Source organism: Corallococcus aberystwythensis, from assembly GCF_003612165.1.
GTDB classification, from domain to species: Bacteria; Myxococcota; Myxococcia; order Myxococcales; family Myxococcaceae; genus Corallococcus; species Corallococcus aberystwythensis.
Map to the genome: position 1 here is coordinate 26,654 of NZ_RAWK01000016.1, position 24,986 is coordinate 51,639.

23 protein-coding genes, 1 tRNA gene and 1 pseudogene are annotated in these 24,986 nt (G+C 69.7%); 17 read left to right on the plus strand and 8 right to left on the minus strand.

Annotation, left to right across the window (positions count from 1 at the left end):
- The first annotated feature begins 76 nt into the window (after positions 1-76).
- A complete protein-coding gene (locus tag D7W81_RS04325) occupies positions 77-1,051 on the plus strand; it encodes a HEAT repeat domain-containing protein (RefSeq protein WP_120554032.1) in 975 nt (324 codons plus the stop codon).
- Complete coding sequence (locus D7W81_RS04330; protein ID WP_120554033.1) at positions 1,048-1,824, plus strand: TatD family hydrolase; 777 nt, start codon at positions 1,048-1,050, stop codon at positions 1,822-1,824. Before D7W81_RS04325 ends, D7W81_RS04330 begins: the two co-directional genes overlap by 4 nt.
- Here D7W81_RS04330 and D7W81_RS04335 read toward each other — a convergent pair.
- From D7W81_RS04335 to D7W81_RS04355, 5 genes are all read right to left on the minus strand, one after another.
- Entirely contained in the window at positions 1,811-3,778 is a 1,968-nt protein-coding gene (locus D7W81_RS04335) for an HD domain-containing phosphohydrolase (protein ID WP_120554034.1), read from the minus strand. The two genes, D7W81_RS04330 and D7W81_RS04335, sit on opposite strands and share 14 nt — an antisense overlap.
- 5 nt (positions 3,779-3,783) lie before the next feature.
- On the minus strand, positions 3,784-5,298 hold the full coding sequence (locus tag D7W81_RS04340; protein WP_120554035.1) for an OB-fold nucleic acid binding domain-containing protein: 1,515 nt from the start codon (positions 5,296-5,298) through the stop codon (positions 3,784-3,786).
- Between the two features lie 71 nt (positions 5,299-5,369).
- Positions 5,370-6,509, minus strand: a complete 1,140-nt coding sequence (locus D7W81_RS04345; RefSeq protein ID WP_120554060.1) for a class I SAM-dependent rRNA methyltransferase — start codon at positions 6,507-6,509, stop codon at positions 5,370-5,372.
- Between the two features lie 127 nt (positions 6,510-6,636).
- Positions 6,637-7,011, minus strand: coding sequence for a hypothetical protein (locus D7W81_RS04350; RefSeq protein ID WP_120554036.1), 375 nt, complete (start codon positions 7,009-7,011; stop codon positions 6,637-6,639).
- 47 nt (positions 7,012-7,058) lie between these two features.
- Positions 7,059-8,654, minus strand: coding sequence for an NAD(P)/FAD-dependent oxidoreductase (locus D7W81_RS04355; protein ID WP_120554037.1), 1,596 nt, complete (start codon positions 8,652-8,654; stop codon positions 7,059-7,061).
- Between the two features lie 329 nt (positions 8,655-8,983).
- Here D7W81_RS04355 and D7W81_RS04360 point away from each other — a divergent pair, with 329 nt between their 5' ends.
- Positions 8,984-9,199 (plus strand): hypothetical protein, encoded by a 216-nt coding sequence (locus D7W81_RS04360; protein ID WP_120554038.1) that lies wholly within the window; start codon positions 8,984-8,986, stop codon positions 9,197-9,199.
- A gap of 142 nt (positions 9,200-9,341) precedes the next feature.
- Here the strand turns inward: D7W81_RS04360 and D7W81_RS04365 are convergent, their stop codons facing one another.
- The gene (locus D7W81_RS04365) at positions 9,342-9,986 is read right to left on the minus strand and encodes a diacylglycerol kinase (RefSeq protein WP_120554039.1); all 645 of its coding nucleotides are present in this window, start codon (positions 9,984-9,986) and stop codon (positions 9,342-9,344) included.
- Positions 9,987-10,066: 80 nt separating this feature from the next.
- Here D7W81_RS04365 and D7W81_RS04370 point away from each other — a divergent pair, with 80 nt between their 5' ends.
- From D7W81_RS04370 to D7W81_RS04405, 8 genes and pseudogenes are all read left to right on the plus strand, one after another.
- The gene (locus D7W81_RS04370) at positions 10,067-12,946 is read left to right on the plus strand and encodes a golvesin C-terminal-like domain-containing protein (protein WP_120554040.1); all 2,880 of its coding nucleotides are present in this window, start codon (positions 10,067-10,069) and stop codon (positions 12,944-12,946) included.
- A 98-nt stretch (positions 12,947-13,044) separates the two neighbouring features.
- Positions 13,045-14,058, plus strand: a complete 1,014-nt coding sequence (gene gap / locus D7W81_RS04375) for a type I glyceraldehyde-3-phosphate dehydrogenase (RefSeq protein WP_120554041.1) — start codon at positions 13,045-13,047, stop codon at positions 14,056-14,058.
- Positions 14,059-14,116: 58 nt separating this feature from the next.
- On the plus strand, positions 14,117-15,322 hold the full coding sequence (locus tag D7W81_RS04380) for a phosphoglycerate kinase (RefSeq protein WP_120554042.1): 1,206 nt from the start codon (positions 14,117-14,119) through the stop codon (positions 15,320-15,322).
- A gap of 36 nt (positions 15,323-15,358) precedes the next feature.
- Complete coding sequence (gene tpiA, locus D7W81_RS04385) at positions 15,359-16,120, plus strand: triose-phosphate isomerase (protein ID WP_120554043.1); 762 nt, start codon at positions 15,359-15,361, stop codon at positions 16,118-16,120.
- A gap of 84 nt (positions 16,121-16,204) precedes the next feature.
- Positions 16,205-16,603, plus strand: a complete 399-nt coding sequence (gene secG / locus D7W81_RS04390; protein ID WP_120554044.1) for a preprotein translocase subunit SecG — start codon at positions 16,205-16,207, stop codon at positions 16,601-16,603.
- Positions 16,604-16,688: 85 nt separating this feature from the next.
- Positions 16,689-16,770 (plus strand) — tRNA-Leu (locus D7W81_RS04395).
- A gap of 71 nt (positions 16,771-16,841) precedes the next feature.
- Positions 16,842-17,246, plus strand: a pseudogene (locus D7W81_RS04400) (ATP-binding cassette domain-containing protein); the annotation flags it as partial.
- Positions 17,247-17,266: 20 nt separating this feature from the next.
- Positions 17,267-18,289 (plus strand): thiopeptide-type bacteriocin biosynthesis protein, encoded by a 1,023-nt coding sequence (locus D7W81_RS04405; RefSeq protein ID WP_244226963.1) that lies wholly within the window; start codon positions 17,267-17,269, stop codon positions 18,287-18,289.
- Positions 18,290-18,353: 64 nt separating this feature from the next.
- Here the strand turns inward: D7W81_RS04405 and D7W81_RS04410 are convergent, their stop codons facing one another.
- Positions 18,354-18,689, minus strand: coding sequence for a hypothetical protein (locus D7W81_RS04410; RefSeq protein WP_120554045.1), 336 nt, complete (start codon positions 18,687-18,689; stop codon positions 18,354-18,356).
- A 60-nt stretch (positions 18,690-18,749) separates the two neighbouring features.
- Here D7W81_RS04410 and D7W81_RS04415 point away from each other — a divergent pair, with 60 nt between their 5' ends.
- The 6 genes from D7W81_RS04415 (at position 18,750) to D7W81_RS04440 (ending at position 24,187) form a co-directional block, all read left to right on the plus strand.
- Positions 18,750-18,959 (plus strand): hypothetical protein, encoded by a 210-nt coding sequence (locus D7W81_RS04415; protein WP_120554046.1) that lies wholly within the window; start codon positions 18,750-18,752, stop codon positions 18,957-18,959.
- Between the two features lie 31 nt (positions 18,960-18,990).
- A complete protein-coding gene (locus D7W81_RS41805; protein ID WP_147445335.1) occupies positions 18,991-20,085 on the plus strand; it encodes a hypothetical protein in 1,095 nt (364 codons plus the stop codon).
- 271 nt (positions 20,086-20,356) lie between these two features.
- Positions 20,357-21,157: a metallophosphoesterase gene (locus D7W81_RS04425; RefSeq protein ID WP_244226964.1), complete on the plus strand. Its 801-nt coding sequence runs from the start codon at positions 20,357-20,359 to the stop codon at positions 21,155-21,157.
- Between the two features lie 176 nt (positions 21,158-21,333).
- Complete coding sequence (locus D7W81_RS04430; protein WP_120554049.1) at positions 21,334-21,876, plus strand: DUF2378 family protein; 543 nt, start codon at positions 21,334-21,336, stop codon at positions 21,874-21,876.
- A gap of 190 nt (positions 21,877-22,066) precedes the next feature.
- On the plus strand, positions 22,067-22,609 hold the full coding sequence (locus tag D7W81_RS04435) for a DUF2378 family protein (RefSeq protein WP_120554050.1): 543 nt from the start codon (positions 22,067-22,069) through the stop codon (positions 22,607-22,609).
- Positions 22,610-22,621: 12 nt separating this feature from the next.
- Positions 22,622-24,187 carry a fibronectin type III domain-containing protein gene (locus D7W81_RS04440; RefSeq protein WP_120554051.1) on the plus strand — a complete coding sequence of 522 codons (1,566 nt, stop codon included), beginning with the start codon at positions 22,622-22,624 and terminating at the stop codon, positions 24,185-24,187.
- Positions 24,188-24,255: 68 nt separating this feature from the next.
- On the opposite strand, the gene D7W81_RS04445 is transcribed toward D7W81_RS04440, so the two are convergent.
- Positions 24,256-24,951, minus strand: a complete 696-nt coding sequence (locus D7W81_RS04445) for a pirin family protein (RefSeq protein WP_120554052.1) — start codon at positions 24,949-24,951, stop codon at positions 24,256-24,258.
- Positions 24,952-24,986: the final 35 nt, after the last annotated feature.

Genomic DNA, 24,986 nt, shown 5'->3' on the forward strand with positions numbered 1-24,986 from the left:
CACCTGTGATGCAGCGGCAGGGACTCAAGGACGCGCCAGGACGGAGAAGGCCCGGCGACGAGCGAGGTGACGAGACGTGGCGGACTGGCGTGCCGAGCGGGACCGCGCCCTGTTGACCCTGGAGCGTGAGAAGCGTCCGGCGGCCCGGGCCGAGGCGGCGGACCTGCTGTTCCAGGTGGCCTCCGAGGAGCCCGCGCACGCTGGCGAGTTCACGGACGTGCTCGTGCGCCTGCTCGCGGACGCGCAGCCGGAGGTGCGCCGCTCGGGCGTGAGCCTCGCGTCCGTCATTCTGCCGCCGGAGCAGCTGCCGGACATGCTCCTGCCCCGGCTGCGGGACGAGGACACCCGCGTGCGGCTGGAGGCCACCGGACGGCTCGCGGACCTCGCGCTGCCGCACTCGCGCGGGGCCCTGGCGGGGATGCTGGAGGACCCCACGCCGGAAGTGCGCTTCGAGGCCGCGCGAGGCATCGCCGCGCTCAAGCACCCGGCGGGCCTGGACGTGCTCGTGGCCGCGCTGGACGTGGACACGCTGCGCTTCCGGGCGCTGGGCGCGCTGGCGGAGCTGGAGGACACGCGCGCGCTGTCGGCGGTGAAGAAGCTCTTCGGCAAGTGGCTGCTGCCCGCGTTCGACAAGACGCAGGCCGCGGGCGTGCTGCTGAAGCTGGGCGACCCGGAGGGCGCGGACTGGCTGATGCAGCGCACGCGCAAGAAGTGGAGCGCGGACCGGGCGCTCGCGGTGGAGCTGTGCGGCGAACTCAAGGTCCCGGGCGCGCTGGAGCGGCTCAAGGACATCCTCGCGGACGCGAAGGACCCGTGCCGGGGCGCCGCAGCGCGAGGGCTGGGACGGCTGGGAGATGCCCGGGCGCTGCCCTGGCTGCTCACCGTGCTGGAGGACCGGAGCGCGCCGGAGGACGACCGGCTGGACGCGGCGGACGGCGTGTGGCGCCTGGGCGTGGCGGAGGGGAAGGAGCGCGTGCGCGCCGCCGTGCCCACCTTCGCCTCGGAAGAGGCACGCACGGAGCTGGAAGAGCTGTTTCAGGAGAGCCCATGAAACTGGTTGATGCGCACTGCCACCTGGAGCCGAAGGACTACGCGGACGTGGCGCCGGTGCTGGAGCGCGCGCGCGCCGCGGGGCTGGTGCACGCGGTGCTGGTGGGGCAGTTCCATGGCCCCGGGGACTGGGGCCACGCGCTGGAGGTCGCCGCGCGCCATCCGGACTTCCTGTCGCCCACGCTGGGCATCCACCCGCACGAAGCCGCACGCGCCACGGAAGCGGACTTCGAGATGCTGGAGCGCACCTGCGCCCGCCCGGAGCTGCGCGCCGTGGGCGAGGCCGGGCTGGACTACTACTACGACCACTCCCCGCGCGAGGTGCAGGCCACCGTCTTCCGGCGCCAGTGCGCGCTCGCGAAGCGCCTGTCCAAGCCGCTGGTGGTACACGTGCGCGACGCGCATGACGACTGCGAAGCGGCCCTGGCGGCGGAGGACGTCACGAGCGGCGTCATCCACTGCTTCACCGGCGACACGGCCGCGGCCCGGAAGTACCTGGACCGGGGCTTCTACATCTCGCTGTCCGGCGTCGTGACCTACAAGAAGACGGAGGCCCTTCAGGACGCGGTGCGCTTCGCGCCGCTGGAGCGCCTGATGGTGGAGACGGACAGCCCCTTCCTCGCGCCGGTGCCCCACCGCGGCCGCAAGAACGAGCCCGCGCACGTGCTGGAGACGGCGAAGAAGGTGGCGGAGCTGAAGGGCGTCTCGCTGGAAGAGGTGGCCCGCGTCACCACCGAGAACGCGGTCCGCCTCTTCAACCTCACGCTGGGCTGAGCGCGTTGGCCAGGGCCTCCAGGTCCTGATCCAACTGCGGCAGGTCCATGAGCAGCGCGTCCGGGTCGTAGACGAAGTCCGCCTGCTTCAGCTTGAGCAGGGCCTGCAGCGCGGGCTCGCCGGCGTGGCCACCGAAGGCCGCGTGCACCACCCGGCCGCGCTCCAGGTGCAGCGACCCCTCCAGCGTGTGGCTCCGCAGCTGGAGCTTCCCGCTCTTCTTGCCGCCGCCCAGCGTGCGCAACAGCTCCTTCGGGGGCAGCTCGTCGAAGCTGCCGCGCACCACCCGGCCCGGGCCGTTGTGCTGCACGCGGTCCTGGAAGAGGGCGTGCACCGTGCGGGCGACCTCCGCCTTGTCGCTCGGGGACAGCACCGCCGTCGCGCCCGCCATGAGCAGCCGCTCGCGCGCCTGGGCATCCGGTTCGCCCACCACGGCGATGGGCAGGCCCGCGCTCTCCGGCGTCGCGCGCACGGCCTCCAGCAGGTCCATCACCTCCTGTTGGCCCAACCGCAGGCTCACCACCAGCACGTCGCAGTCCTGCCGCGCCAGCCCGTCCAGCGCGCCATCCAACGTGGACAGCGCGTGCGCCACCAGCTCCTGCTTGAGCACCGCCTCCAGCAATTCTCCGCGCGTGGCCTCGTCCGGCTCCGCGATGAGCACCTGCCGGCCCTCGCTGGCCAGCCGGTGCGCCAGCAGGGAACCACTCTGGAGCTGCCCGACGATGTCCGCCACCACCGGGTCGTAGAGCACGCCCGCGTTCTGCTTGAGGTGCTCCAGCGCCTGCTGCTTGGTGAGGACGCGGCCGTGCGCGTTGCCCGGGTTCTTGGTCAGCTCCAGGAAGCTGTCCACCGCCGCCAGGATGCGCGCGCCCAGGGTGATGTCCTCGCCCTTGGCGCCCTGGGGCGTGCCGGAGCCGTCCCAGGCTTCATACAGCTGCGCGAGGATGGTGTTCACCTGCGCGGGCAGGTGCACCGTCTCGAAGAGCTTCGTGGGCGCGCGGCAGACCGCCTTCGCCTGGGCCTTCCACTCCGCGTTGGCCGCGTTGCTCGCCAGCGAGAAGTGCCGCTCCGGGGGCTTGCCCAGGTCGTGCAGGTACGCGGCGATGGACAGCGCCGCCAGCTCCTTGTGCGGCATGCCCATGCGCTGGCCGACGATGCCCGCCTGCCGCGCCAGCTGCGCGGAGTGTCCCCGGTGCCGGGGCCGGTCCTGCTCCAGCAGCCCCACCATCAGGCTCAGCGTCTCCACGTAGTCCGTGTCGCTGATGAGCCCGCGCGGGCCGCCCGGCTCACGCCGCTGCGTGGAGACGCGCGCCACGTTGGTGCCGCTGCCGGAGCGCTGCAGCCGCATCCGCGCGTCCGTCTCCAGACGCATGCTCAGGCTGGTGGGACTCCGCCCGGCGGAGGTGCCGTTGCGCCCGGGCTCCGCGCCCACGTGCGTGTTGGACGGCGTGTCCGGCCGGCGGGGGCCGTTGGAGGTGTTGGGGCCCTCCAGCAGCGTGGTGAACGCCGTGGGGTCGCCGTAGTAGTGCTTGCGGATGGCCGCGGAGATGGCGCTGCGCAGGCCGATGTACGCGTAGACCTCCGACATGCCGGTGACGAGGGCGATCTCGTCGAGCAGCGACTTGTTCTGCGGCTCGGCGGCCACCACCGAGAGCAGCTTGCGCTCCGGATCCACGGCCAGCGGGAGCACGTTCTGCGCTTCCGCCAGCCGCACCGGCAGCTTGTCCAGGACCTTCGTGTCGATGCGGGCCTTGGCCAGCTTGTCCGCGGTGACGAAGCGGGTCTGGAACTCGTTGGCCAGGAGCCGCAGCAGCGCGGCCTCCTGGAGCAGGCCCAGCTCCACCAGACAGTCCCCCAGCTTGTGGCCGGTGATCTTCTGGTGCTCCAGACCCTGCTCCACGGCCCCGGGTGTCACGAGGCCGGCCTCAATCAACCGCTCTCCCAGCCGCTTCGCCATGGACTTCAGCCCTCCGAGGAGCCACCACCCTCACCACCGGACTTCGGGGTCGGCGCCAGCGCGCTGAACGGCTTGAAGGTCAGCTCGCCGGGCAGGCTCTTGGGGTCGCGCGGCGGACGGTCCTCACGCGGCGGACGCGGCGGACGGTCTTCACGCGGCGGACGGTCCTCACGCGGCGGACGCTCGGCGCGGGGCTCGCGAGGAGGACGCGGCGGACGCTCCGGACGCGCCTCCTGGGCCGCGGGGGCGGAAGCGCCTTCACCGGCCTGGGCAGGCGGGCCCTTGTCGGCGCGCGCCTTGCGCTTCTCCTCGCGGTGCTTGCGGCGGCCACCCTCCACCGGGGCCCGGCCGCGGCCGGTGGGCACGAAGCCCTTCCAGAGCGAGCGGTCGTACGCGCGCAGGTGGTCCGTCCAGCGCTCGTTCGGGTCGCGCTGCATGGCCTCCACCCACGACGCGATGCGCGCGTCGAGCGCGCTGAGCGTGTCGACGATCTGCGCCTCCAGCGTCACCGGCACCTTCGCGCCGGGGGCGCCGGACGGTCCCTGCTGGGAGATCGCCAGGTGCGTCAGGTGCTGCTCCAGCAGCGGCGGGAAGCCCGGGATGCCCAGGGTCTTCTCGCGGATCTTCTGCGCCGCCAGCACCGCGTGGCCCACCAGCCGGCCCTCGTCGGAGGTGTCGAAGCCCTTGTCGGACGCGCCGTCGCCGCTCTTCATCACGCCGTGCAGGAACGCGCCGGCCAGCAGCAGGTCGCGGTCCGCCATGGGATAGTGGTCCGACACGCGCAGCGTCAGGCGCATCACCGACAGGACGTGCTCGGCCAGGCCGCCGCGCCACGCGTGGTGCACGCCCTTGGCCGCCGGGGCCACGGGCAGCGCCGCGGACACCTGCGAGTCGTCCAGGAACGCCAGCAGCAGCTGCTTCACGAACGGGTCGTTGACGCGCTCGGTGATGAGCTCGCGGATCTGCCCCACCGCGCGCGGCCCACCGCCGCCCTCCTGGCGCTCGGGCTTGCCTTCGGTCTGCTTCGCTTCGCCCGGCTTGGACTCGGCCTTCGCTTCGCCCGACTTGGACTCGGCCTTCGCTTCACCGGACTTCGCTTCGCCGGACCTGGACTCGGCGGCCTTCGCCTCGGTGGGCGGGGCAGGGGGCGGCTCGAACTCCTTGGGGTCGAGCGGTTCCGGATCCAGCCGCTCCACGGCCTCCACGACGACCTGGGTGCGGCCGTGGAAGACGATGACGCTGCCCTGCACGAGGACGTAGTCGCCGTTCTGGAAGAGGGGCTCGAGCGCGTCCACCTTGTCGAACACGCGCGCGTCCACCGTGCCGCTCTTGTCGGCCAGGGACAGCGACAGGAACACCTTGCCGCTGCGCGCGTTCACCTTCTCCTTCTTGGTGACGCGGAAGACGGTGTTGACCGGGTCCTTCTCGCGCAGATCCGCCGCGTACACCTTGCGGACGGTCTCGACGGAAGCCTCCGGGGTGGAAGAGGTCGCGGCCTGGGATTCGTTTTCGGTTGTCATCGCGGCGCGGACACTAACACCGAGGAGGCCCGTCGAGGGCGAAACAAGACAGGCCTCCGGTGCACTGCTTTTCAGCTCACCTCGAGCGCCACCGCCTCCAGGTACTCGGCCCCTGGGGAGCCGACCGGCGCCGGGTGGTCCGGCGGCAGTCCCATCCGTACCAGCCGGAATGCAATGCGCGCCTCCTGCTCGCAGGCCGTGGCCACGCACTCCGTGAACGAGCCCAACCCCAGTGGTGGGTGGTATCCGACCACCAGCAGCCGTCCCCCATGGCGGGTGCGCCTGAGGCCCAGCCGGACCTGTTCAATGAAGTCCTCCTCGGACGCCACGCCCTGCGTGTCGAGCAGCACCAGGTCGAAGCTTTCCTTGAGGGCCCGGAGCACGGCCAGCGGCTCGCCCTGTTCCACCGTCACCCGGCCGAGCAGCCCGTTGGCCTCCGCGTTCTCACGCGCCAGGTCCGCCGAGTCCGCGTTGCTGTCGAAGGCCAATATCTGCTTCGCCCCGTGGCGCCCCGCGTGGACGAAGAGGCCGCCCACGTTGCAGGCCACGTCCAGCACGCGGTCCCCGTTGCCGGTGCGCCCCAGGAAGCGGCGCAGCTCGCGGTGGTCGTACGAATAGCCCGTGCCCTTGCCGTAGGTGAGGTCCACGGTGAAGCGCGCGCCCATCTCCAGCAGGCGGCACCAGCGCGGCGGCGTGCCGTACATCACGTGCGGGCGCTGCGTGGGCAGGCCCAATGCCTTGCGCCGGAGCGTGTCGTTGCGCAGCAGCACGGAGGCAGCCCCCGTCACCTCGCCCAGCGTGCGGGTGATCTCCTCCTGCCGCGCGTCCATGGAGCGGGTGAGCGTCTGGACGACGAAGTGCTGATCATACCGGTCCACGATGAGGCCCGGCAGCCCGTCCCCGTCATCGTTGACGATGCGGCAGAAGCGCGGATCATCCACCAGCCGGCCGCGCCGCTCGAAGGCGTGGCGCACGTGGCGCGGGATGAGCCCCTCCACGGCCTCGTCCGGCAGGCCCAGGCGGCGCACGGCGTAGGAGGACTGGAGGTCCACGTCCCCCAGTCCCAGCAACTGCCCGTCCTCGTCCTTGAGCTGCATGGGGGTACCGGGCTGCGGTTCGCCCTCGATGGAGACGATGTCCTCGCGGCGCAGCCAGGGGGCGCCATGGCGAAGCTTCCGGGCGGCTTCTCGGGACAGGTAGGTGCTGAGCAAGGTGCGGTCCTCCTCCAGCGCGATGGAGGGCACCCGGCGGGGTGCCTTCCGCCAAACATGGGCCGTGTGGGGCCTGCTGGCGGCGAGGGCCGTGCCGCTGCCCCGGAGGGCAGGGGAGGGAGCGGCGCTAGAGGACGGGCGGCGGCCGCTTGTAGGCCTTGAAGGTCACCCGCGTGAGCAATCCGCTGACCACCAGGGCCAACGCGATACCCATCATGCGGATGTTCCAGTTCGCACCCGTGAAGAGGAGCACGAGCGCGAGCAGGCCCGCCGCCACCGCGCCCACCACCGTGAGCGTCTGGGCGCGCTTGCCCGTGCCCCCGGCCTGGGGCTTCTTCGCCCGGGCAAGCACCGGCAGCGAGGACGCCTTGCGCCACTTCTCCGCGCCGTCCTCGCGCACCTCGTCGTCCGGGTCCACCAGGCCCTGCAGGTATGCGCGCTCGATGTCCCCCATCGAAGGGAACATCAGCTCACCGTCAGGGCTGCGCACGCGGTACGCCATGGGTCTTCCTCCCTCCCGGCCCACCCTGCCCGGTGGGGGCGGGGACCTCAAGCCAGCTCGGTGGCAATCTGCTCAGCGGCACGCAGTCCATCAATGGCGGAGGACACGATGCCGCCCGCGTAGCCGCAGCCCTCGCCCACCGGGTACAGGCCGCGCATGGACACGGACTGCAGGTCGTCACCCCGGGTGATGCGCACCGGCGAGGACGTCCGGCTCTCGATGCCGATGAGCTTCCCCTCGTCGCTGATGAAGCCCCTCATCTTCCGGTCGAACGTGCGCAGCGCTGCCTTGAGCGACTGCGTCAGCCGCTCCGGGAAGAGCTGGTTCAGGTCCGTGTGCGCCAGGCCCGGGCGGTAGCTGGTGTCGCCCGGGTCCTTCTTCACGCGGCCGGCCAGGTAGTCCGGAATCGTCTGCGCGGGCGCGAAGAAGCGGCCTCCGCCCAGCTTGTAGGCCTCGCCCTCCCAGTGCCGCTGGAACTCCAGCCCCGCCAGCGGCCCGTGGAAGCCCTCGCGCGCGAAGTCCGCGACGGACACCGACACGACGATGCCCGCGTTGGCGAACTTCGCGTTGCGCCGCGAGTTGCTCATGCCGTTGGTGCACTGCAGCCCCTCTTCCGTGGGCGTGGGCACCACGATGCCGCCGGGGCACATGCAGAACGAGTACACGCCCCGCACCTCGCCATCCACGTCCAGGTTCTCCGCCAGCTTGTAGTCCGCGGGGGGCAGCTTGGAGTGCTTCGCGGCGGCGCCGTACTGGATGCCGTTGATGAGCGACTGGGGGTGCTCCGCGCGGAAGCCCAGCGCGAAGGGCTTGGCCTCCACGCTCACGCGGCCGTCGGCGGCGAAGCGCTCATACAGCTCACGCGCGGAGTTGCCCGGCGCCAGGATGACGCGGTCGCTCTCCAGCGTGCGCCCGTCCGCCATCTTCACGCCCGCGATGTGGCCGTCGCGGTAGAGCAGGTCGTCCACGCGCTGCTCGAAGTACACCTGGCAGCCGCCGGCGATGAGCTCGTCGCGCAGCTTCGCCACCGCGCCGGGCAGCAGGTCGGAGCCGATGTGCGGCTTGCCCTCGATGAGGATGTGATCCGGCGCGCCGTATTTCGCGAAGGCTTCAATGACCTTGCGCACCATGGGGTGGTTGATGCGCGTGGACAGCTTGCCGTCCGTGTACGCGCCCGCGCCGCCCTCGCCGAAGTTCATGTTGCTCTCGCGGTCGAGCGACCCGTCGCGCATGAGCTTCGCCACGTCCTTGCGGCGCGTGACGACCTCCTTGCCGCGCTCCAGCAGGATGCTGCGCACGCCGCGCTCCAGCAGGCCCAGCGCGCAGAACAACCCCGCGGGTCCGGTGCCGATGATGAGCGGCAGCTTCTCCGGCTCCTTCACGCGCGCCGGCAGCTCCGGCGGCGGCGGGGCCTCGCTCACGTCCGGGGGTAGTCGCGGCGCCTTGCGGCCCGGGGCCAGCTCCACCTCCAGCGTGTAGATGTAGCGCGGGCTGCCCTTCTTGCGCGCATCCAGCACCGAGCGCACCACCCGCACGGAGGCGAGGTCACTCCGGGTGACCCCCAGCTTCTCCGCGGCGCGTTGGCCGAGCAGCTCCTCCGGCTCGTCCAGCCACAGCCCGATGTTGTTCACCCGGTACGCCATTGTGTTCTGACTCCTCGATGGGGGCGCGTATGTGCTCCACCCCCGGGAGGGAATGCAAGCACTTGAAAAGACGGGACGGCTTGCAATGGGACCCTGGGGCGGTGCGAACCCGCCGATGCACCCGCCGCCGCGCTCCGGGCAGGTGGGACGTCCGGGTGCGTAACCCCCTTCGCACCTTCCACGTTCCGTGCCGTCCGGTTTCGGCCTTCAACCCCTGAGGACTGCTGGAGAATCCGTTTGGAAGAGAACGACTGGCACGGAGGTTGAAGACCGGATTCCCAAGCAGACGTGGTGCCCGGAAACGGGGCGCCCATTCCGGAGGCATTCCCGTGAGCACCGACCAGAAGGGCACCCGCATCCTCGCGCGCACGTTTTTCAACCAGCTGCGCGCAAGCGGTTACACGCCGCACCAGGTCATCGGTATCGCCACGGAACTCCTGGAGCTGGTGACGACCGACCTGAAGGAAGGCGACAAGGCGGTCGCCGCTGCCGCCCAGGCGACACCGGCCTCGGACGCGGGGACGGGCTTTCAGCCGCGCGTGTAGCCCTTTAGAATCCCCTGTGTAGACCCTCCGCGGGTGAGCGGGCCCGGACTGGTTCCGGAGTCCCCGCCCGCGAGGTGACGGGAGCGAACCGGCAGCCGCCGGTTTTTTTGTTCCCCCCTTCATCCCTGACGCGTTGTGTCACTCAGTGCTGTGGATGGCGCCTGCGCTCGCGGGCGGCGGCACCGGCGATGACGAGCAGCGCGGCGGTGAGCGCGGTGAAGACGAGGCTGGCGGACGTGGGCGCCGTCAACGCGAGCAGCCCCATGGCCAGCAGGAACGCGAGCACGTCCACGGCGGCGGGCCTCGGCTGCGGCAGCACGAGCACCGTGGCGCATGCGGCCAGCGGCACGCCCAGCGCGACCTGCCGGAAGATGGCGTCGGTGTTGGTGCGCACCGTCTCCCAGTAGTTGATCAGGATGGCGGCGAAGATGACCACCGTGCCGCCCGCGAGCACGAGCACGCCCGCTGCCGCCGCGTCCTTGGTGAGCCGGGCCTTCTCGTCGAACTGCTGCACGGCCAGGTCCACCAGCTGCTCCAGCGCGCTGTTCAATATCTCCGCGAAGAAGATGAGCAGCACGCAGAAGATGAGCGTGACCTTCTCCGCGAGTCCCAGCGGGATGCCGCTGCCCACCAGCCCCACCAGCACGCCGGAGATGAGGTGGATGCGCATGTTGCGCTGCCAGGCCACGGTGTGGATGAGGCCCGCCCACGCATGTCCGAACGACGCGAACAGTCCGTTGCTGCGGCGGGAGGGAAACTGGGGACGGGAGGGTGCAGGAACGGTCATCGGAAGGTGAAGGGGTGGGCAGGCTAGCACCCACGAGTCCGATTGATGCGAAGGAGTGAACGGGTAAGGTCGGACGCGTGATGCGAACGTTCCTTCCGTCGTGGTCGCGCACGCTGGCGCTGACCCTGCTGTGCACCTCCGTCCTCGCCCAGGCGCAGGACACCCCTGAAGCCTTCGAGGGAGACGACCTGGGGCTGGAGCCGCCAGGTGTTCACTACCTGCCAGCTCCGGCGCCCAGGGCGCATGAGCAGCGCCGCCTGTCGCCGGACGCACCCGCCGTGGTGCGCCGCGAGGTCCGCGCCGCGAAGTCCAACGTGAAGGCCGCGGGCGTACCGCAGACGCGGCGGGGCGAGGGCGCGCTGTCCGGCAAGGTCATCTACCTGAGTCCGGGCCACGGCTTCTATCGCGACAACGGGCTCAAGCGCTGGGCGACGCAGCGGCCCAACTCCTGGGGCGTGGTGGAGGACTTCATCTCCGCGGAGGTGGTGTCGCAGGAACTGCAGCCCATGCTGATGGCGGCGGGCGCCACGGTGGTGTCCGTGCGCGAAACGGACCTGAACCCGCTCCTCGCCACCGTGGACAACGGCGGCACGGGCTACGCGGAAGGCGGGGAGACGGCGCGCTTCCACGCCTCCGAGCAGAAGGGCTGGGCCCCACCGCCCGTGCCCATGGGCAACAACGTGGAGCCCTTCACGCTGGGCACCACGCGCACGCTGGACACGGCGGCCACGTCCACCGCGAAGGTGACGTGGACCCCGGACGTACCGGCGGACGCGGCCTACAACGTCTACGTCTCCTACGGCTCCGACCCCACGCGCGCGACGGACGCGCACTACGTGGTGAAGCACGCGGGCGGGGAGAGCCACTTCCGCGTGAACCAGCAGCGCCATGGCGGGACGTGGGTGCTGCTGGGGCGCTTCTACTTCAAGGCCGGGCAGCATCCGGAATCGGGCGCGGTGGTGCTGGAGAACGACTCGGCGGCGGGCACGGGCGCGACGCTGTCCGTGGACGCGGTGCGGCTGGGCGGCGGGCGCGGCCTCATGGGCGACGCGGCGCAGGGGCCGCTCTTGCGTCCGCGCTTTGAGGAGAGCGGGCGCTACCACGTGCAGTACAGCGGGGCGCCCTTCAGCGTGTACGCGCCATCCGGGGCCAACGCGCTGTCCAACGAGCGCAACGCGGACGTGACGTCCCGGCCGCGCTTCGCCGCGTGGCTGCATGAAGAGGGCGAGGACGCGGTCTACGTCGCGTGGCACACCAATGCAGGCACGTCCGGCACCATCCGGGGCACGGAGGCCTACGTCTACGGCCCGAACCCGGTGGACGGCACGCTCAACTTCACCGGTGTGGCGGGCAGCGACGTGCTGGGCCGGGCGCTCCTGTCGCAGCTTGAAACGGACCTGAAGCGCGAGGTGGATCCGGCCTGGCGGGTGCGCGGCCTGCGCTCGGCGAACCTGGGCGAGGTGAACCCCACGCACAACCCGGAGACGCCCGCCGTGCTCCTGGAGATGGCGTACCACGACAACACGGCGGACGCAGGGACCCTCAAGGAGGCCCGCTTCCGCCACGTGGCCGCGCGCGCCATCGTGCAGGGGTTGATCAAGTACTTCGCGACCCGCGACGCCGTGGCGGTGCACCTGCCGCCGGAGGCTCCGGGCGCGGTGGCGGCGCGCAACGCGACGCCGGGCGCGGTGGAGGTGAGGTGGACGGCGCCCCCGCAGGTCGCCTCGGAGGAGGGCCGCGATGCCCCCACCAGCTACCGGCTGTACCAGAGCGCGGACGGCTTCGGCTGGGACGAGGGCTCGGAGGTCCTGGGCACGGCGGCCACCGTCACGCTGTCGCCCGGCACGCTGCGCTATTTCCGCGTGGCCGCGGTGAACGCGGGCGGCGAGTCCTTCCCGTCCGCCACGGTGGGCGTGCGGGTGGGGAACACGGCGCCGGTGCTGCTCGTCAACACGTACGAGCGGCTGGACGCGACGGTGGCGTGCGGTGAGGAGCTGGAGACGCCGTATGACCTGGAGGCGCCGCTGCGCGTCTACCTGGAGGCGATGAACGACGGCAGCTACCTGCGCCAGCACGGCGCGGCGTTCGCACCTTCCGCGGTGGCCTTCGACAGCGTGACGGGCAACGCGGTGGCGGAGGGGCTGGTGTCGCCCACGGACTACCGGCTGGTGGAATGGTCCACCGGGCGCGGCGGCATGGCGGGCGCGGGCCTGACGCGGACCGAACAGGACTTCCTGCGCGAGTTCGTCACCGGCGGCGGGCACCTGATGCTTTCGGGCAGCCGCACGGTGTTCACGCTGTCTCAGGGCAGCGCGGCGGACAAGGCGTTCCTCGCGGACATCCTCCAGACCTCCTTCAGCGCCGGCTCGGCGCTCGGCCGGGTGGAGGGCTTCGACGGCGGCATCCTCCGCGACCTGCCGGCCACGCCGCTGGACGACGGAACGCTCGGGGCCTACCCCGTGGGGGTGACGGACATCCTGCTCCCCACGACCCCGGGGACGGACGTGCTCCGCTACCCCAATACGGGCCTGGGCGCGGCCGTCCTGTCCGGTACCGCACCCGCAGGGCAGGTGCTGGTGCTGGGCTTCCCGTTCGAGGGCCTTGCGTCCAACCGCGAACGGTCGCGGCTGGTGGGCGAGTTCCTGGTGCGCTCGGGGCTCCTCGCCCAGGCGCCGGCCCTGCCTGCGGCGGACGTGACGCCCGCGGTCAGCCCCCGTCCGCTGTCCTCCTGCGTGGCGGTGCGCGAGGTGGATCCGCATCCGCCGGTGAAGCCGCCTCCGCCTCCGCCGCCGCCGGAACCGACGGTCGTTCCGGTGCTGCCGGATGACTATTCCCCCAAGGGCGACAGCGGCTGCGGCTGCGGGGCCGGGGCGGGAACGGCCTCCGGGCTCTGGCTGTTGGCCGGGGTGATTGTTCAGCTCCGGCGTGCGCGCTCGAAAGCGGCCCACGCGAAGCGTTGACTCGGCGGGGGCACCTGCCTACGGTCGCCCGCCTTCTTTACGAGACTCATGACGGTGGGCCGCGAAGGCCCACCCCTTCTTAGGAGACGGAAAACACCATGGCCATCAAGCTCGCCATCAACGGCTTCGGTCGCATCGGTCGCTGCATCCTGCGCGCCGCGCTCAGCCGCAAGGAAGACCTCGAGATCGTCGCCATCAACGACCTCGACAAGCCGTCGGCGCTGGCCCACCTGTTCAAGTACGACTCCGTGCACCGCACGTGGCCGGGCGAGGTGCGGGCCACGGACAAAGGCATCGTGGTGGACGGCAAGGAGATCGCCGTCACCGCGGAGAAGGACCCCTCCGTGCTGCCGTGGAAGAGCATGAACGTGGACGTGGTGATGGAGTGCACCGGCCGCTTCACCGCGCGCGACGCCGCCGCCAAGCACCTGGCCGCCGGCGCCAAGAAGGTCATCATCTCCGCGCCGGCCAAGGGCCCGGACATGACCATCGCGTACGGCATCAACCACCACGAGTACGACCCGGCCAAGCACCACATCGTGTCCAACGCCTCGTGCACCACCAACTGCCTGGCGCCCATCTCCAAGGTGCTGGTGGACAACTTCGGCATCGAGAAGGGCCTGATGACGACGGTGCACAGCTACACCAACGACCAGCGCATCCTGGACCTCACCCACGAGGACATGCGCCGCGCCCGCGCCGCCGCGCTCTCCATGATCCCCACCAGCACCGGCGCCGCGAAGGCCATCGGTGAGGTCATCCCGGAGCTCAAGGGCAAGATGCACGGCATCTCCGTGCGCGTTCCCACCCCGAACGTGTCGCTGGTGGACCTGACGGTGAACACCACCAAGAAGGTCACGGCCGAAGCGGTCATCGCCGCGATGAAGGCCGCCGCCGAGGGCCCGCTCAAGGGCGTGCTGGAGTTCAGCGACGCGCAGACCGTGTCCGTGGACTACAACGGCAACCCGCACTCGGCCATCTTCGACGCCACCAACTGCTTCGTGATGGGCGACAACCTGCTCAAGGTCATGGCCTGGTACGACAACGAGTGGGGCTTCTCCAACCGCATGGTCGACACGGCGAAGTTCCTCGTGTCCAAGGGCGTGGCTTAAGTCCGCACCCGCATTCCGGCACGTTGGGCTGACCGAGACAGGCACAAGGGACACCAAGATGATCCGCTACATCGATGACCTGCAGTTGACCGGCAAGCGCGTCTTCATCCGCGTGGACTTCAACGTCCCGCTGGAGGGGCGCCGCATCACCGACGACACCCGCATCCGGGAAGCGCTCCCCACCATCCGGCGCGCGCTGGAGATGGGCGGCAAGGTCATCCTGGCGTCCCACCTCGGCCGGCCCAAGGGGGCGGACCCCAAGCTCTCCACGGTGCTCGTCGCGGAGAAGCTGGCGGAGCTGCTGCCCAAGAAGCCAGGTGACAAGCACGAGGTCATCCACGCGGACGACTGCGTGGGCGACAACGTGCGCAAGCAGGTGAACGACCTGAAGGCGGGGCAGGTGCTCCTCTTGGAGAACCTGCGCTTCCACAAGGAGGAGGAGGCGAACGACGAGGCCTTCTCGCGCGAGCTGGCGGCGCTGGCGGACGTCTACGTCAACGACGCGTTCGGCACGGCGCACCGCGCGCACGCGTCCACGGCCGGCATGGTGCCCTTCGTGAAGGAGAAGGCCGCCGGCTTCCTGATGCGCAAGGAGATCGAGTACCTGGGCGACAAGGTGCTGCGCAATCCGCAGAAGCCCTTCGTGGCCATCCTGGGCGGCTCCAAGGTGAGCGACAAGATCAAGGTCATCGAGAGCCTGCTGCCCAAGGTGGACGCGCTGCTCGTGGGCGGCGCCATGGCGTACACCTTCCTGAAGGCGCAGGGCATCGAAGTGGGCAAGAGCCGGGTGGAGGAGGGCGACAAGCTGGCGCTGGCGGCGAAGCTGCTGGACACGGCCAAGCGCCTGAAGACGCCGCTGGTGCTGCCCATCGACCACATCGTGTGCGCGGACCTGGAGGGCAAGGGGCCGGTGAAGGAGACGCCGGATCAGGTCGTCCCCGTGGACATGATGGGCCTGGACATCGGCCCCAAGACGCGCGCGATGTTCACGCAGCGCATCCGCGACGCGAAGACGGTGGTGTGGAACGGGCCCATGGGCCTCTTCGAAGTGGCGAAGTTCGCGGAGGGCACCCGCTCCGTGGCCGCGGCGATGTCCATCAACAAGGACGCCATCACGGTGATTGGCGGCGGCGACAGCGCGGCGGCGGTGGAGCAGATGGGCTACGCGGACAAGATGAGCCACGTGTCCACGGGCGGTGGCGCGTCGCTGGAGTTCCTGGAGGGCCGGGAGCTGCCCGGCATCAAGGCGCTGGAGACGAAGTAGGGCACCCACGCGGTACGCACCGGGGGAGACACCACGATGGCTCGTCGGAAGATCGTCGCTGGCAACTGGAAGATGAACAAGACGGTGCCGGAAGCGCTCGCGCTGGTGCGGGAGCTTCGCGGCGCGGTAGCGGCGCTGGGCGACTCCGTGGAGGTGGCCATCGCGCCGCCCTTCGTGGCGTTGCAGCCCCTGCACATCGCGCTGGAGGGAGCGCCCCTCCAACTGGCGGCGCAGAACTGCCACTGGGAGTCCTCGGGCGCCTTCACCGGTGAAGTCTCCGCGCCGATGCTGGCGGAACTCGGGTGTGCCTACGTCATCGTGGGGCACTCGGAGCGCCGGCAGTTCTTCGGGGAGACGGACGCCACGGTGAACAAGCGGGCGAAGGCGGTGAAGGCCGCCGGCATGACGCCCATCGTCTGCGTGGGTGAGACGCTGGCCGAGCGCGAGTCGAACCAGACGCTCACGGTGGTGGAGCGCCAGGTGCGCGGCGCGCTGGAGGGCTTCTCCGGGGCGGACGTGGCCACGTTCGTCATGGCGTACGAGCCGGTGTGGGCCATTGGGACGGGCCGGACGGCGACGACGGCGCAGGCCCAGGAGGTCCACGCGGCCATCCGGGGCCTGCTTACCCGGATGTACGACGAGGGGACGTCCGGCAGGGTCCGCATCCAGTACGGCGGCAGCGTGAAGCCGGACAACGCGGCGGAATTGCTGGGCCAGCCGGACGTGGACGGGGCGCTGGTCGGGGGGGCGAGCCTCAAGGCGGCCGACTTCGTGGCCATCGTGAAGGCGGCGGGCTGAAGCAGGGATCCCCGTTAGAAGTTGTCACCCGTTGACCACTTTGTGTAGGTTGCGCCCTCTTTTCACGGAGCGTTTGGAACACCCATGCTGACCTTCTTTACGATCGTGCACGTCCTGCTCTGCGTGTTCATGATCTTCGTCATCTTGCTGCAGCCGGGGAAGGACGCCGGCATGGGTTCCGCCCTTGGTGGCGGCGCCGCGACGAGCGCCTTCGGTGGGCGCGGCGCGGTGACCTTCCTGAGCAAGCTGACGGGCATCTGCGCCGCCTTGTTCTTCCTCACCTCGCTGGGCCTGTCGTTCGTGGGCCTGCGTGGCTCGGTGGCCGCGGGTGGTTCCGTGGCGACGCCGGCGAAGACGGCCCCGGCGACCCCGGGTGCCACGACGCCGCCTCCGGCCCCCCCGGGCGCGGTGGAGCAGGAGCGGTCCGCGACGCCGCCGGCGGAGGGCCAGCAGGCTCCCGCGCCGACGACGCCCGCGCCGTAGTCGTCAGGAAGCATCGGATTCGCGCGACGGTTGAATTGGTTGTTGCGTGAATCCACGGGGTCCGGTACATGGACCCCGCCGAAACGCCCAGGTGGTGGAACTGGTAGACACACCATCTTGAGGGGGTGGCGCCGAAAGGTGTGCGGGTTCGAATCCCGCCCTGGGCACTCCGAACAAGAGCCTCCGAGTCGAAAGACTCGGGGGCTTTTGTCGTTTGGGGGCTGTTGCCTCCGGGGGCTTGCCGGGGAGTGCACCTCATTCCGGCAGCGTCGACCGGGGTCGGAGTTCTACCTCTGCTTCGCCACCTTCGCGCGGATCGACTCTGCGGGGACCGTCGTGTAGCGGCTTACAAGGTCCCCATTTGGCCCGTGCGGTGTTGAGCGAGATGGGCTCGTCGCTGTCCGGGGGCCAGCGGCAGCGCATGGCGCTGGCGCGCGCCCTGGTGGGCAACCCCGCCATCCTCCTGCTGGACGAGGCCACCAACGCGCTGGACGCGAAGACGGAGCGCGCGGTGCAGGACGCCATCGCGAAGCTGCGCTGCACCCGCGTGGTGATTGCCCACCGGCTGAGCACCGTGCGCGAGGCGGACCTCATCCTGGTGATGAACGGAGGCCGGCTGGTGGAGCGTGGCACGCACGCGGAGCCAAGGAGCGCCCGCTTGCGGTGCTGGAGGAGCTGTATCCCGGGCCGGAAGGGCTGTGCGTGGAGGGCGGCGATGGGCGCAAGGTGCACGAGGTGGTGGTGCCCTTCGTGCGCGAGTCGTCCACTGCGGCGGTGGCGAGCCCCGCGCTGCCTCCCGCCCCGCCGGCGCATGTGGCCCGGCGGTTTCCCCCGGGCTCCGAGTGGCTGTACCTCAAGCTCTACACGGGCACGGCGACGGCCGACCGGCTGCTGCGCGGCGGGCTGGGCGACACCGTGCGGCAGGTGCTGGCCTCGGGCGCGGTGGACCGCTGGTTCTTCATCCGCTACGGCGACCCGTACTTCCACCTGCGGTTGCGCTTCCACGGCGAGCCCGCGCGGCTGGAGTCCCAAGTGTGGCCGGTGCTCCGCTCGGCGTGCGCGGCCCTGCTGGACGAGGGCACGGGCTGGAAGCTGCAACTGGACACCTACGAGCGCGAGGTGGAGCGCTACGGCGGGCCGATGGGCGCCGTCCTGTCAGAGGCGTTCTTCTCCGCGGACAGCGACGCGACGCTGGACCTGCTGCTCACGTGCGAGGGCGATGCGGGCGCGGACCTGCGCTGGCGGCTGGCGCTGAAGGGGCTGGACCTGCTGCTCTCGGACCTGGGGCTGCCGCTGGCCGCGATGGCCCGGGTGGCCGAACGGGTACGGGATGGCTTCGCGTCCGAGTTCAAGATGGGCAAGGTGCTGGAGACGCAGCTGAGCGCGCGCTTCCGCGCCGAGCGCCCGAAGCTGGAGGCGCTGCTGGACGCGACGCCCGCCACCGAGGACCCGTGGCGAGAAGGGCTCACGGTGCTCCAGCGACGCAGCGAGCGGCTCGCCCCCGTGGGCCGTGAGCTCCAGGCCGCCGAGCGCGAAGGCCGGCTCACCCTTCCCGTGGAGGCGCTGGCCACGAGCCTGATGCACATGCACGTCAACCGCGTGCTACCGGACGACGCGCGGGCCCACGAGCTCGTGCTGTACGACTTCCTCACGCGACTGTACCGCTCGCACCTGGCCCGGGGCTGAGACAGGTACATCCCCCCGGCCCGGTTCCGCCTCCGAGTCGAAAGCCTCGGGGGCTTTTGTCGTTTCAGAGCGGGCGCGAATAGAACTCGTCCAACCAGCGGCCCTCCAGGTCGTACATGATCTTCAGCGTCCCCGAACGCGAGCCACCGGTGGGCTTGCCGTCCTGGAGGATGGGGTCGAGGACGGCCTTCACCATGAAGAGACCGCCTCCGCGGACCTGGGAATTGCGGACCAGCATCCGCTCCTCGACGTGGACCTGGGTCCCCAGGGGAAAGCGGACCTCCTCGTCATCGAGTTCGAGGCGGTGGCCCACCGACTCGAGGAACGCCTCCACGTCCCGGCGGACCTTGTCGTCCGACAGGTGTGCGTCGAGTTCGGCCATCACGTGCGTCCAGTCCATGGCTTTGTCCTCAGTGGGGGTGACCTTGTCGAAGATGATCCGATTGCCGGAGACCTTCCCATGAATGTGGAGGCAAGACAGAACGCAAGGCTCCGCCTGCTGGGGCAACTCGCCGTCACGGGAGGCCTCACCGCGTTGAGCCTGCGAGTCAACGTGGCGGAGATCACCGCCGGGCGCAGCATCCGGAGGGTGGACGTGGCGGGGGAGCCAGTGGTCGTGTCCGAGGGCACGTCCTTCGCGGGCAAGACTCAAGGACCTGCCCGAGGATGATGTGCCAACCTCGGGGTGAAAGGCGGAGCGCATGCGCGGAGCCCTGGCCCTGGAGTCGGCACTCGCCACCATTGAATCCGCTGCGCGCGAACTGGCGGCGATGGCTGACATGGACAAAGGCCAGGAACCTGCGCGCAGACTGATGTCTGCCATGTACGAAGTGGGGCTCCAAACGAGACGCGATGCCGCGTTCCACACCTCTCCTCGACTTCGCGAGTGGGTCGTGCGCACCGCGCCACTGTTGGCGCAGGGGAAGCCAGCGCTGGTGCACTGGATGTGCGCACTGGAGGCCCGTCTTGCCGGCCGCTTTGATTGGTCTTGGGTAGAAGCATGCCTGGCCCGGTCCGCGTGGGAGTTCCTGCTCGAGCTGTATGGCGGCACGTTCTTGAAGCGTCTGTCCGAAGAAGTGAGTTCGGAAAAGACAGACGATCGGCTTCGTCAGCTTGATTGTCACCAAGGGTATATTCCCGACGCCGCCGTCCCTGCGGGTATTCCCACGTCGCACTGGTGGTGGTGGGCTCCCTGTTCGCCTCCCGCATCTCGTGCCCCTGCCTCGATCTCCGTTCCCGATAGGAATCCAGAGGAGCAAGAGGGCCCAGGCAATGAGAGAGCACTCGCCGTGGACATCGAACTCGCCAGTGTTGAATCCGCGGCGCACGATCTTGCAGGAGAGCCGGATTGGAACAAGGGGCGGGAATACGCAAATCCATTGATGCAAGCCCTTTACGCGGTGGGCCTTCGCGCGAGGCGTGATGCCTCTTTTCGCGACTCTACCCGCCTTCGCGCCACAGTGCTGCGCACCGCGCCGCTGCTGGAACAGGGGTGGCGCTCGATGTATGAGTGGCTGAGCCTGCTTGAACACCGGCTGACGGGTACGTTCGAATGGAGCTATTCCAAAGCGTGCATTCAGCGCTCCGCTTGGGAGTTTTTCCGGGAGCTGTACATGGACACCTCGCTCCAGGAATTCGTGCTGGGGATGACCGGAGAACTGGTTGACGACGTTCTGCGGCAGGTCGCTGATTTCGAGGGGTTTGCGCCCGACGCATCCGTGCCGCTGGGCATCCCCGCGTCCCACTGGTGGTGGTGGGCGCCGGATGCGCCTCCCGCCCACCGCGCCGACCGTTAGCGCTACAGCGCCCGTCCTCGCGCATGGGATGGCGGCGATGCCCTGTTGGATCTCCTGCTGGACACGTTGGAACTTCTCAGTCTCGAGCGCGGCGACAATCCGCCGGAAACCTTCCCTCGTCTTCGAGCCCGTGGCATGAGGACGAACGTCCGTCGCCCACGTTGTCAGGGGCGTCCGCCCCGAACCGTCGGCGGCGGCGCCGGTCCTTTGCCGTCCGGCGCGCCAGGAGGCGGCAATGGGTAGGAGCGAAGGAGGATGGTATTTCGCGGCCGTGGGTGACGTGCACGGTCAGATGCACGCGATGGTGCGCCTGCTGGAAGGCTGGTCCGCGAAAACGGGCAAGCCCCTGGCGTTCGTGCTCCAGGTGGGCGACTTCGAGCCCCACCGCCATGACGCGGATCTGGCCACGATGGACGCGCCCGCGAAATACAAACAGCTGGGGGACTTCCCCGCCTACCACCGCCGCCATGCGCGCTTCCCCTGGCCGGTGTATTTCATTGGCGGGAACCATGAGCCGTACGGCTTCCTGGACGCGCAGGCACCCCGGGGCTTCGAGGTCACTCCCGGTTGTCACTACCTGGGACGGGTCGGTCAGGTGGAACTGCGGGGCCTGCGTGTCGCCGGTCTCTCCGGCATCCATCGCGAGGCTGCGTTCCGGACCGCCCGCCCGTCCCTGAAGGACTCGAAGGACGTGCCGCACAAGGCCTTCGCGTACTTCAACGAGGAGGACGTGGACCGCGCCCTGGCGCTCCAGGACGTCGATGTCCTCCTGCTGCACGACTGGCCCTCCGGGCTGATCGCGGCCGAGGACGCCGGGGCGTTCGAGCACCAGCGGCGCAGCGTGAGCCACGACACGGTGGGGAACGAGTACGCCCGCATGCTCGTGGAGTCGCTCCAACCCCGCCTTGTCCTCTGCGGCCACATGCACCGGGCGTATCGCGCCGCCATCCCGCACTCCTCCGGCCAGGTGTCGGACGTGGCCTGCCTGGCCAGCGTGCGACAGGGGCCCGAGTGCTTCGGTGTGTTCCACGTCTCCACGGACGGAATCACGGAGGTCACCCACCTCCGCTGAGCCGTTGAGGACGTGTAATCCATGTATTCTCAATCATCACGGTCAGCCGTGAAACACGGGTTGCACGTCCCTGATCCGGCGGCGGGGCAGGGGGGCTTAGGGTTCACGATGAGAATGGGTTACACTTCACCGTGACCGGGCGGAATGGGACCGCCGGGCCGTTGCTGGGGTGATTCGTGGAAGAGCAGATCGTCTATCGCCACACGGTGGAGGGCGTTTTCCGCTCCATCGGTGACCGTCTCACTCCGGAGCTCCGGGCGAAGCTGGTTGACGTGGGCCTGAACCTGGACGCGCAGTCTCCGCACCACACACCTCGGGCCATCTTCGCGGACGCCCTTCGCGTCACCGCGGAGCACCTGTATCCGCAGCTCGACGTGAGCGAGGGCTACCGGCGCCTGGGGGTCGGCATCATCCAGGGGATGGAGCAGACCGTGCTCGGCAAGTCGCTCGTGTCCATGTGGCCCATCTTCGGCCCGGAGCGCGTCGTGGTGCGCATCCAGGAGAGCTTCTCCACCGTGAACAACTACATGCGGTCGGAGCTGCTCACCCAGGGCCCCGGCCACCACATCATCCGCGTCAACGAGTGCAACGGGAACCCCGGCTACCTGCGCGGCCTCATCGAAGCGGGCCTTGCCCGGGCCGGCGCCAAGAACCTGCGCGTGGAGCCCTTCGACTTCGACGGCCACGCGTGCTCCTACCGCATCCGGTGGGGCGGCTGACCGCCGGACCCGGGAAGTCCCCTGGAGCCGGGCAACCCCAGAACACTCACTCAGTTGTGTTGTCTGGGAAAGACAGATGGATTTGATTGGAGTTACGTGACGGCTGGCGGCCGTCCGTGGATTCATGATGACATCGCGGCAGGCTGTCGTTAGGGCCGCGCGCAATCACATCCGACCCCTGGACGGATCCATGGCCGAGCAGGTTGTCTATCGTCACACGATTGAAGGGCTCTTTCGCTCCATTGGCAGGCGGCTCACGCCGGAGCTGAAGGACAAGCTGAAACAGAGCGGCCTGGACCTGGACGCACCCATCCCCCGCAACACCCCGCGGGTGGTCTTCGCGGAGGCGCTGCGTATCACCGCGCAGCACCTGTACCCCGACGTCGGCATCGACGAGGGCTACCGGCGCCTGGGCGTGGGCATCATCCAGGGCGTGGAGCAGACGCTGCTGGGCAAGGCGCTCGTCGCGATGTGGCCCATCTTCGGCCCCGAGCGCGTCGTGGTGCGCATCCAGGAGAGCTTCGCGACGGTGAACAACTACATCCGGACCGAGCTGGAGACCCAGGGCCGCGCGCACCACGTGCTCCGGGTGAGCGAGTGCAACGGCAACCCCGGCTACCTGCGCGGCATCATCGAGGCGGGCCTCGCCAAGGCGGGGGCCAGGAACCTGCGCGTGGAGCCCTTCGACTTCGACGGCCACGCGTGCTCCTACCGCATCCAGTGGGAGCCCTGATAAAACAGGGAAATGAAGAAATTCCTTCCTGTTCGACAGGGCATGCTGTGTTTCACGGGAGCCCTGCTGTGGTCGCTGGCCTGTGGTCCCCAGGGCGACCCATCCCTGGAGCCGGATGAGACCGGCGAGGTCTCCCAGGCGGCCTTCGCGGCCCCCACGCTGCTCCAGGCCGTGCCCGGCGACGGGCAGGTGACGCTCCAGTGGACGGCGGGCCCCACGGGCACCCAGGGCTACCAGGTGCGCTTCCGCGTGGGCTCCGGCAGCTGGGTGTACCGGGGCGCGGGGAACAACACGGCCTACGCCGTCACCGGGCTCACCAACGGCACGAAGTACGAGTTCCACGTGCGCATCAAGGGCTCCACGGGGGACACGACCTCCGGGTACTCCAACGGCCTGTCCGCCACGCCCACCGCGGACGAATGCGCCGGCACCGCCGTCCGCCACATCACCGTCACCGGCGCGGGGACGAGGGATGGCCTGACGGCGGGAACGGCGGGCACCCTGGCGAACCTCAACGCGTTCATCCAGGCGGTGGGCCCTGGCGGCCAGGTGTGCATCCACGGCGGCACCTACGGCACCGGCACCACCGTGTCCCAGGGCGGCGCAGTGGGCGCTCCCGTCACCCTCAAGGGCGTGGAGGGCCGGCCCGTCTTCCAGTCCACCTTCGAGGCCTCCACGCGCGCGAAGTCCGGGCCCGTGGCCTTCACGGTGAAGGCGAGCAACCTGGTGTTCCACAACCTGGAGTTCCGCCACGTGGGCACGTGCTTCAGCTTCAAGGCCGCGACGTCCGTGTCTCACGTGACGCTCAGCCGGTTCCGCGCGGAGAACGTGGCCACCTGCGTGGATGTGGAGCGCTCCAGCACCACCGCCTTCACGGACCTCACCATCCGCGACGCGATGATCCTCCAGTTCACGCGCGGCGGCATCTTCCTCGCGTCCGGCACCAACCAGTCGCTCGTGGAGGACGTCTACGTGGACATGGAGCCGGACCAGATTGGCGGGCAGGGGAGTGACTACCCCGTGGGCATCGCTCTCTACGACACCACCCACAACGTCACCCTGCGCCGCGCCACCGTGCTGAACGTCACCGGGATGCAGACGGGCTACACGCAAGGGGACGGCATCGACGGGGAGAGCACCGCGAGCGACGTCGTCCTGGAGGACAGCTACTTCCGGGGCCATGAGGACGGCTGCGTGGACACCAAGGTGCGCAACATGCTCATCCGCGACACCGTCGCCGCCGAGTGCAAGCGCAACTTCCGGCTGTGGCAGTCCGTCACGCCGGGCCCGCGTGTCGAAGGGGTGAGCAGCTACCAGCCGCGCGACGGCCACTTCTTCATGCACACCGGCACCACCACGGCGAAGGACATCGCCGTGTACTCCAGCAATGCCGCGAAGCTCGTGGCCTATGACTGCTCATCGTCGTCCCCGTGCACGTTCAACGCGGAGGGCCTCCGGGGAACGCTGCTGGATGCGGCGAAGCTCAACGCCACCGGCACGGTGACAGGCAACACGCTGGTGTACGGACAGGCCGTCGCCATTCCCCCTGTCCCCAACCCCACGTCGTTCACGCCGTAAGCCGCTGCAAACGACAAGGCCCCCGGTTCCCACTCAGGGATCCAGGGGCCTTCTTCGTGCCCGGCGCATCAGGCCAGGTCGAACAGCAGGGCCTCCAGCGGCTCGGAGGCGGTGAGCACGAGGCTCGACTCGTCGGTCACGGCGACGCCGTCACCGGCCTTCAGCGCCACGCCGTTGAGCGTGCCGGTGCCGCGGGCAATCTGCACCCAGGCGTGACGCCCCTTGGGCAGCGTGTACTCCGCCTTCTCGCCCGGGCTCAGCAGCGTGCTGTTGAGGATCACGTCCTGGTGCACGGTGAGGCTGCCGTCGCGAGCGTCGGGGCTGGCCACCACACGCCAGCGTCCCTGCCGGTCCTTCTCCGGGAAGAACTTCTGCTCATATTCCGGCTTCAGGCCCTTCTTGTCCGGGATGATCCAGATCTGCAGGAAGTGGACGTCCTCGTTGGAGCCGTTCATCTCGCTGTGCATCACGCCCGTGCCGGCCGTCATGCGCTGCACCTCTCCGGCGCGCAGGAGTCCCTGGCCTCCCGTGCTGTCCCGGTGCGCGATGGCACCGCTGAGCGGGTAGGTGATGATCTCCATGTCCCGGTGCGGGTGCGTGTCGAAGCCCTCGCCGGACTGCACGCGGTCCTCGTTGATGACGCGCAGGGAGCGGAAGCCCATGTTCTCCGGGTCGAAGTAGCTCGCGAACGAGAAGGTGTGATGCGAATCCAGCCAGCCGTGGTTGGCGTGACCGCGTGCTTCGGAGGGGCGAACGTTCATCATGGTGTGTGCTTCCTTTCGAGACACAACATGCGCTC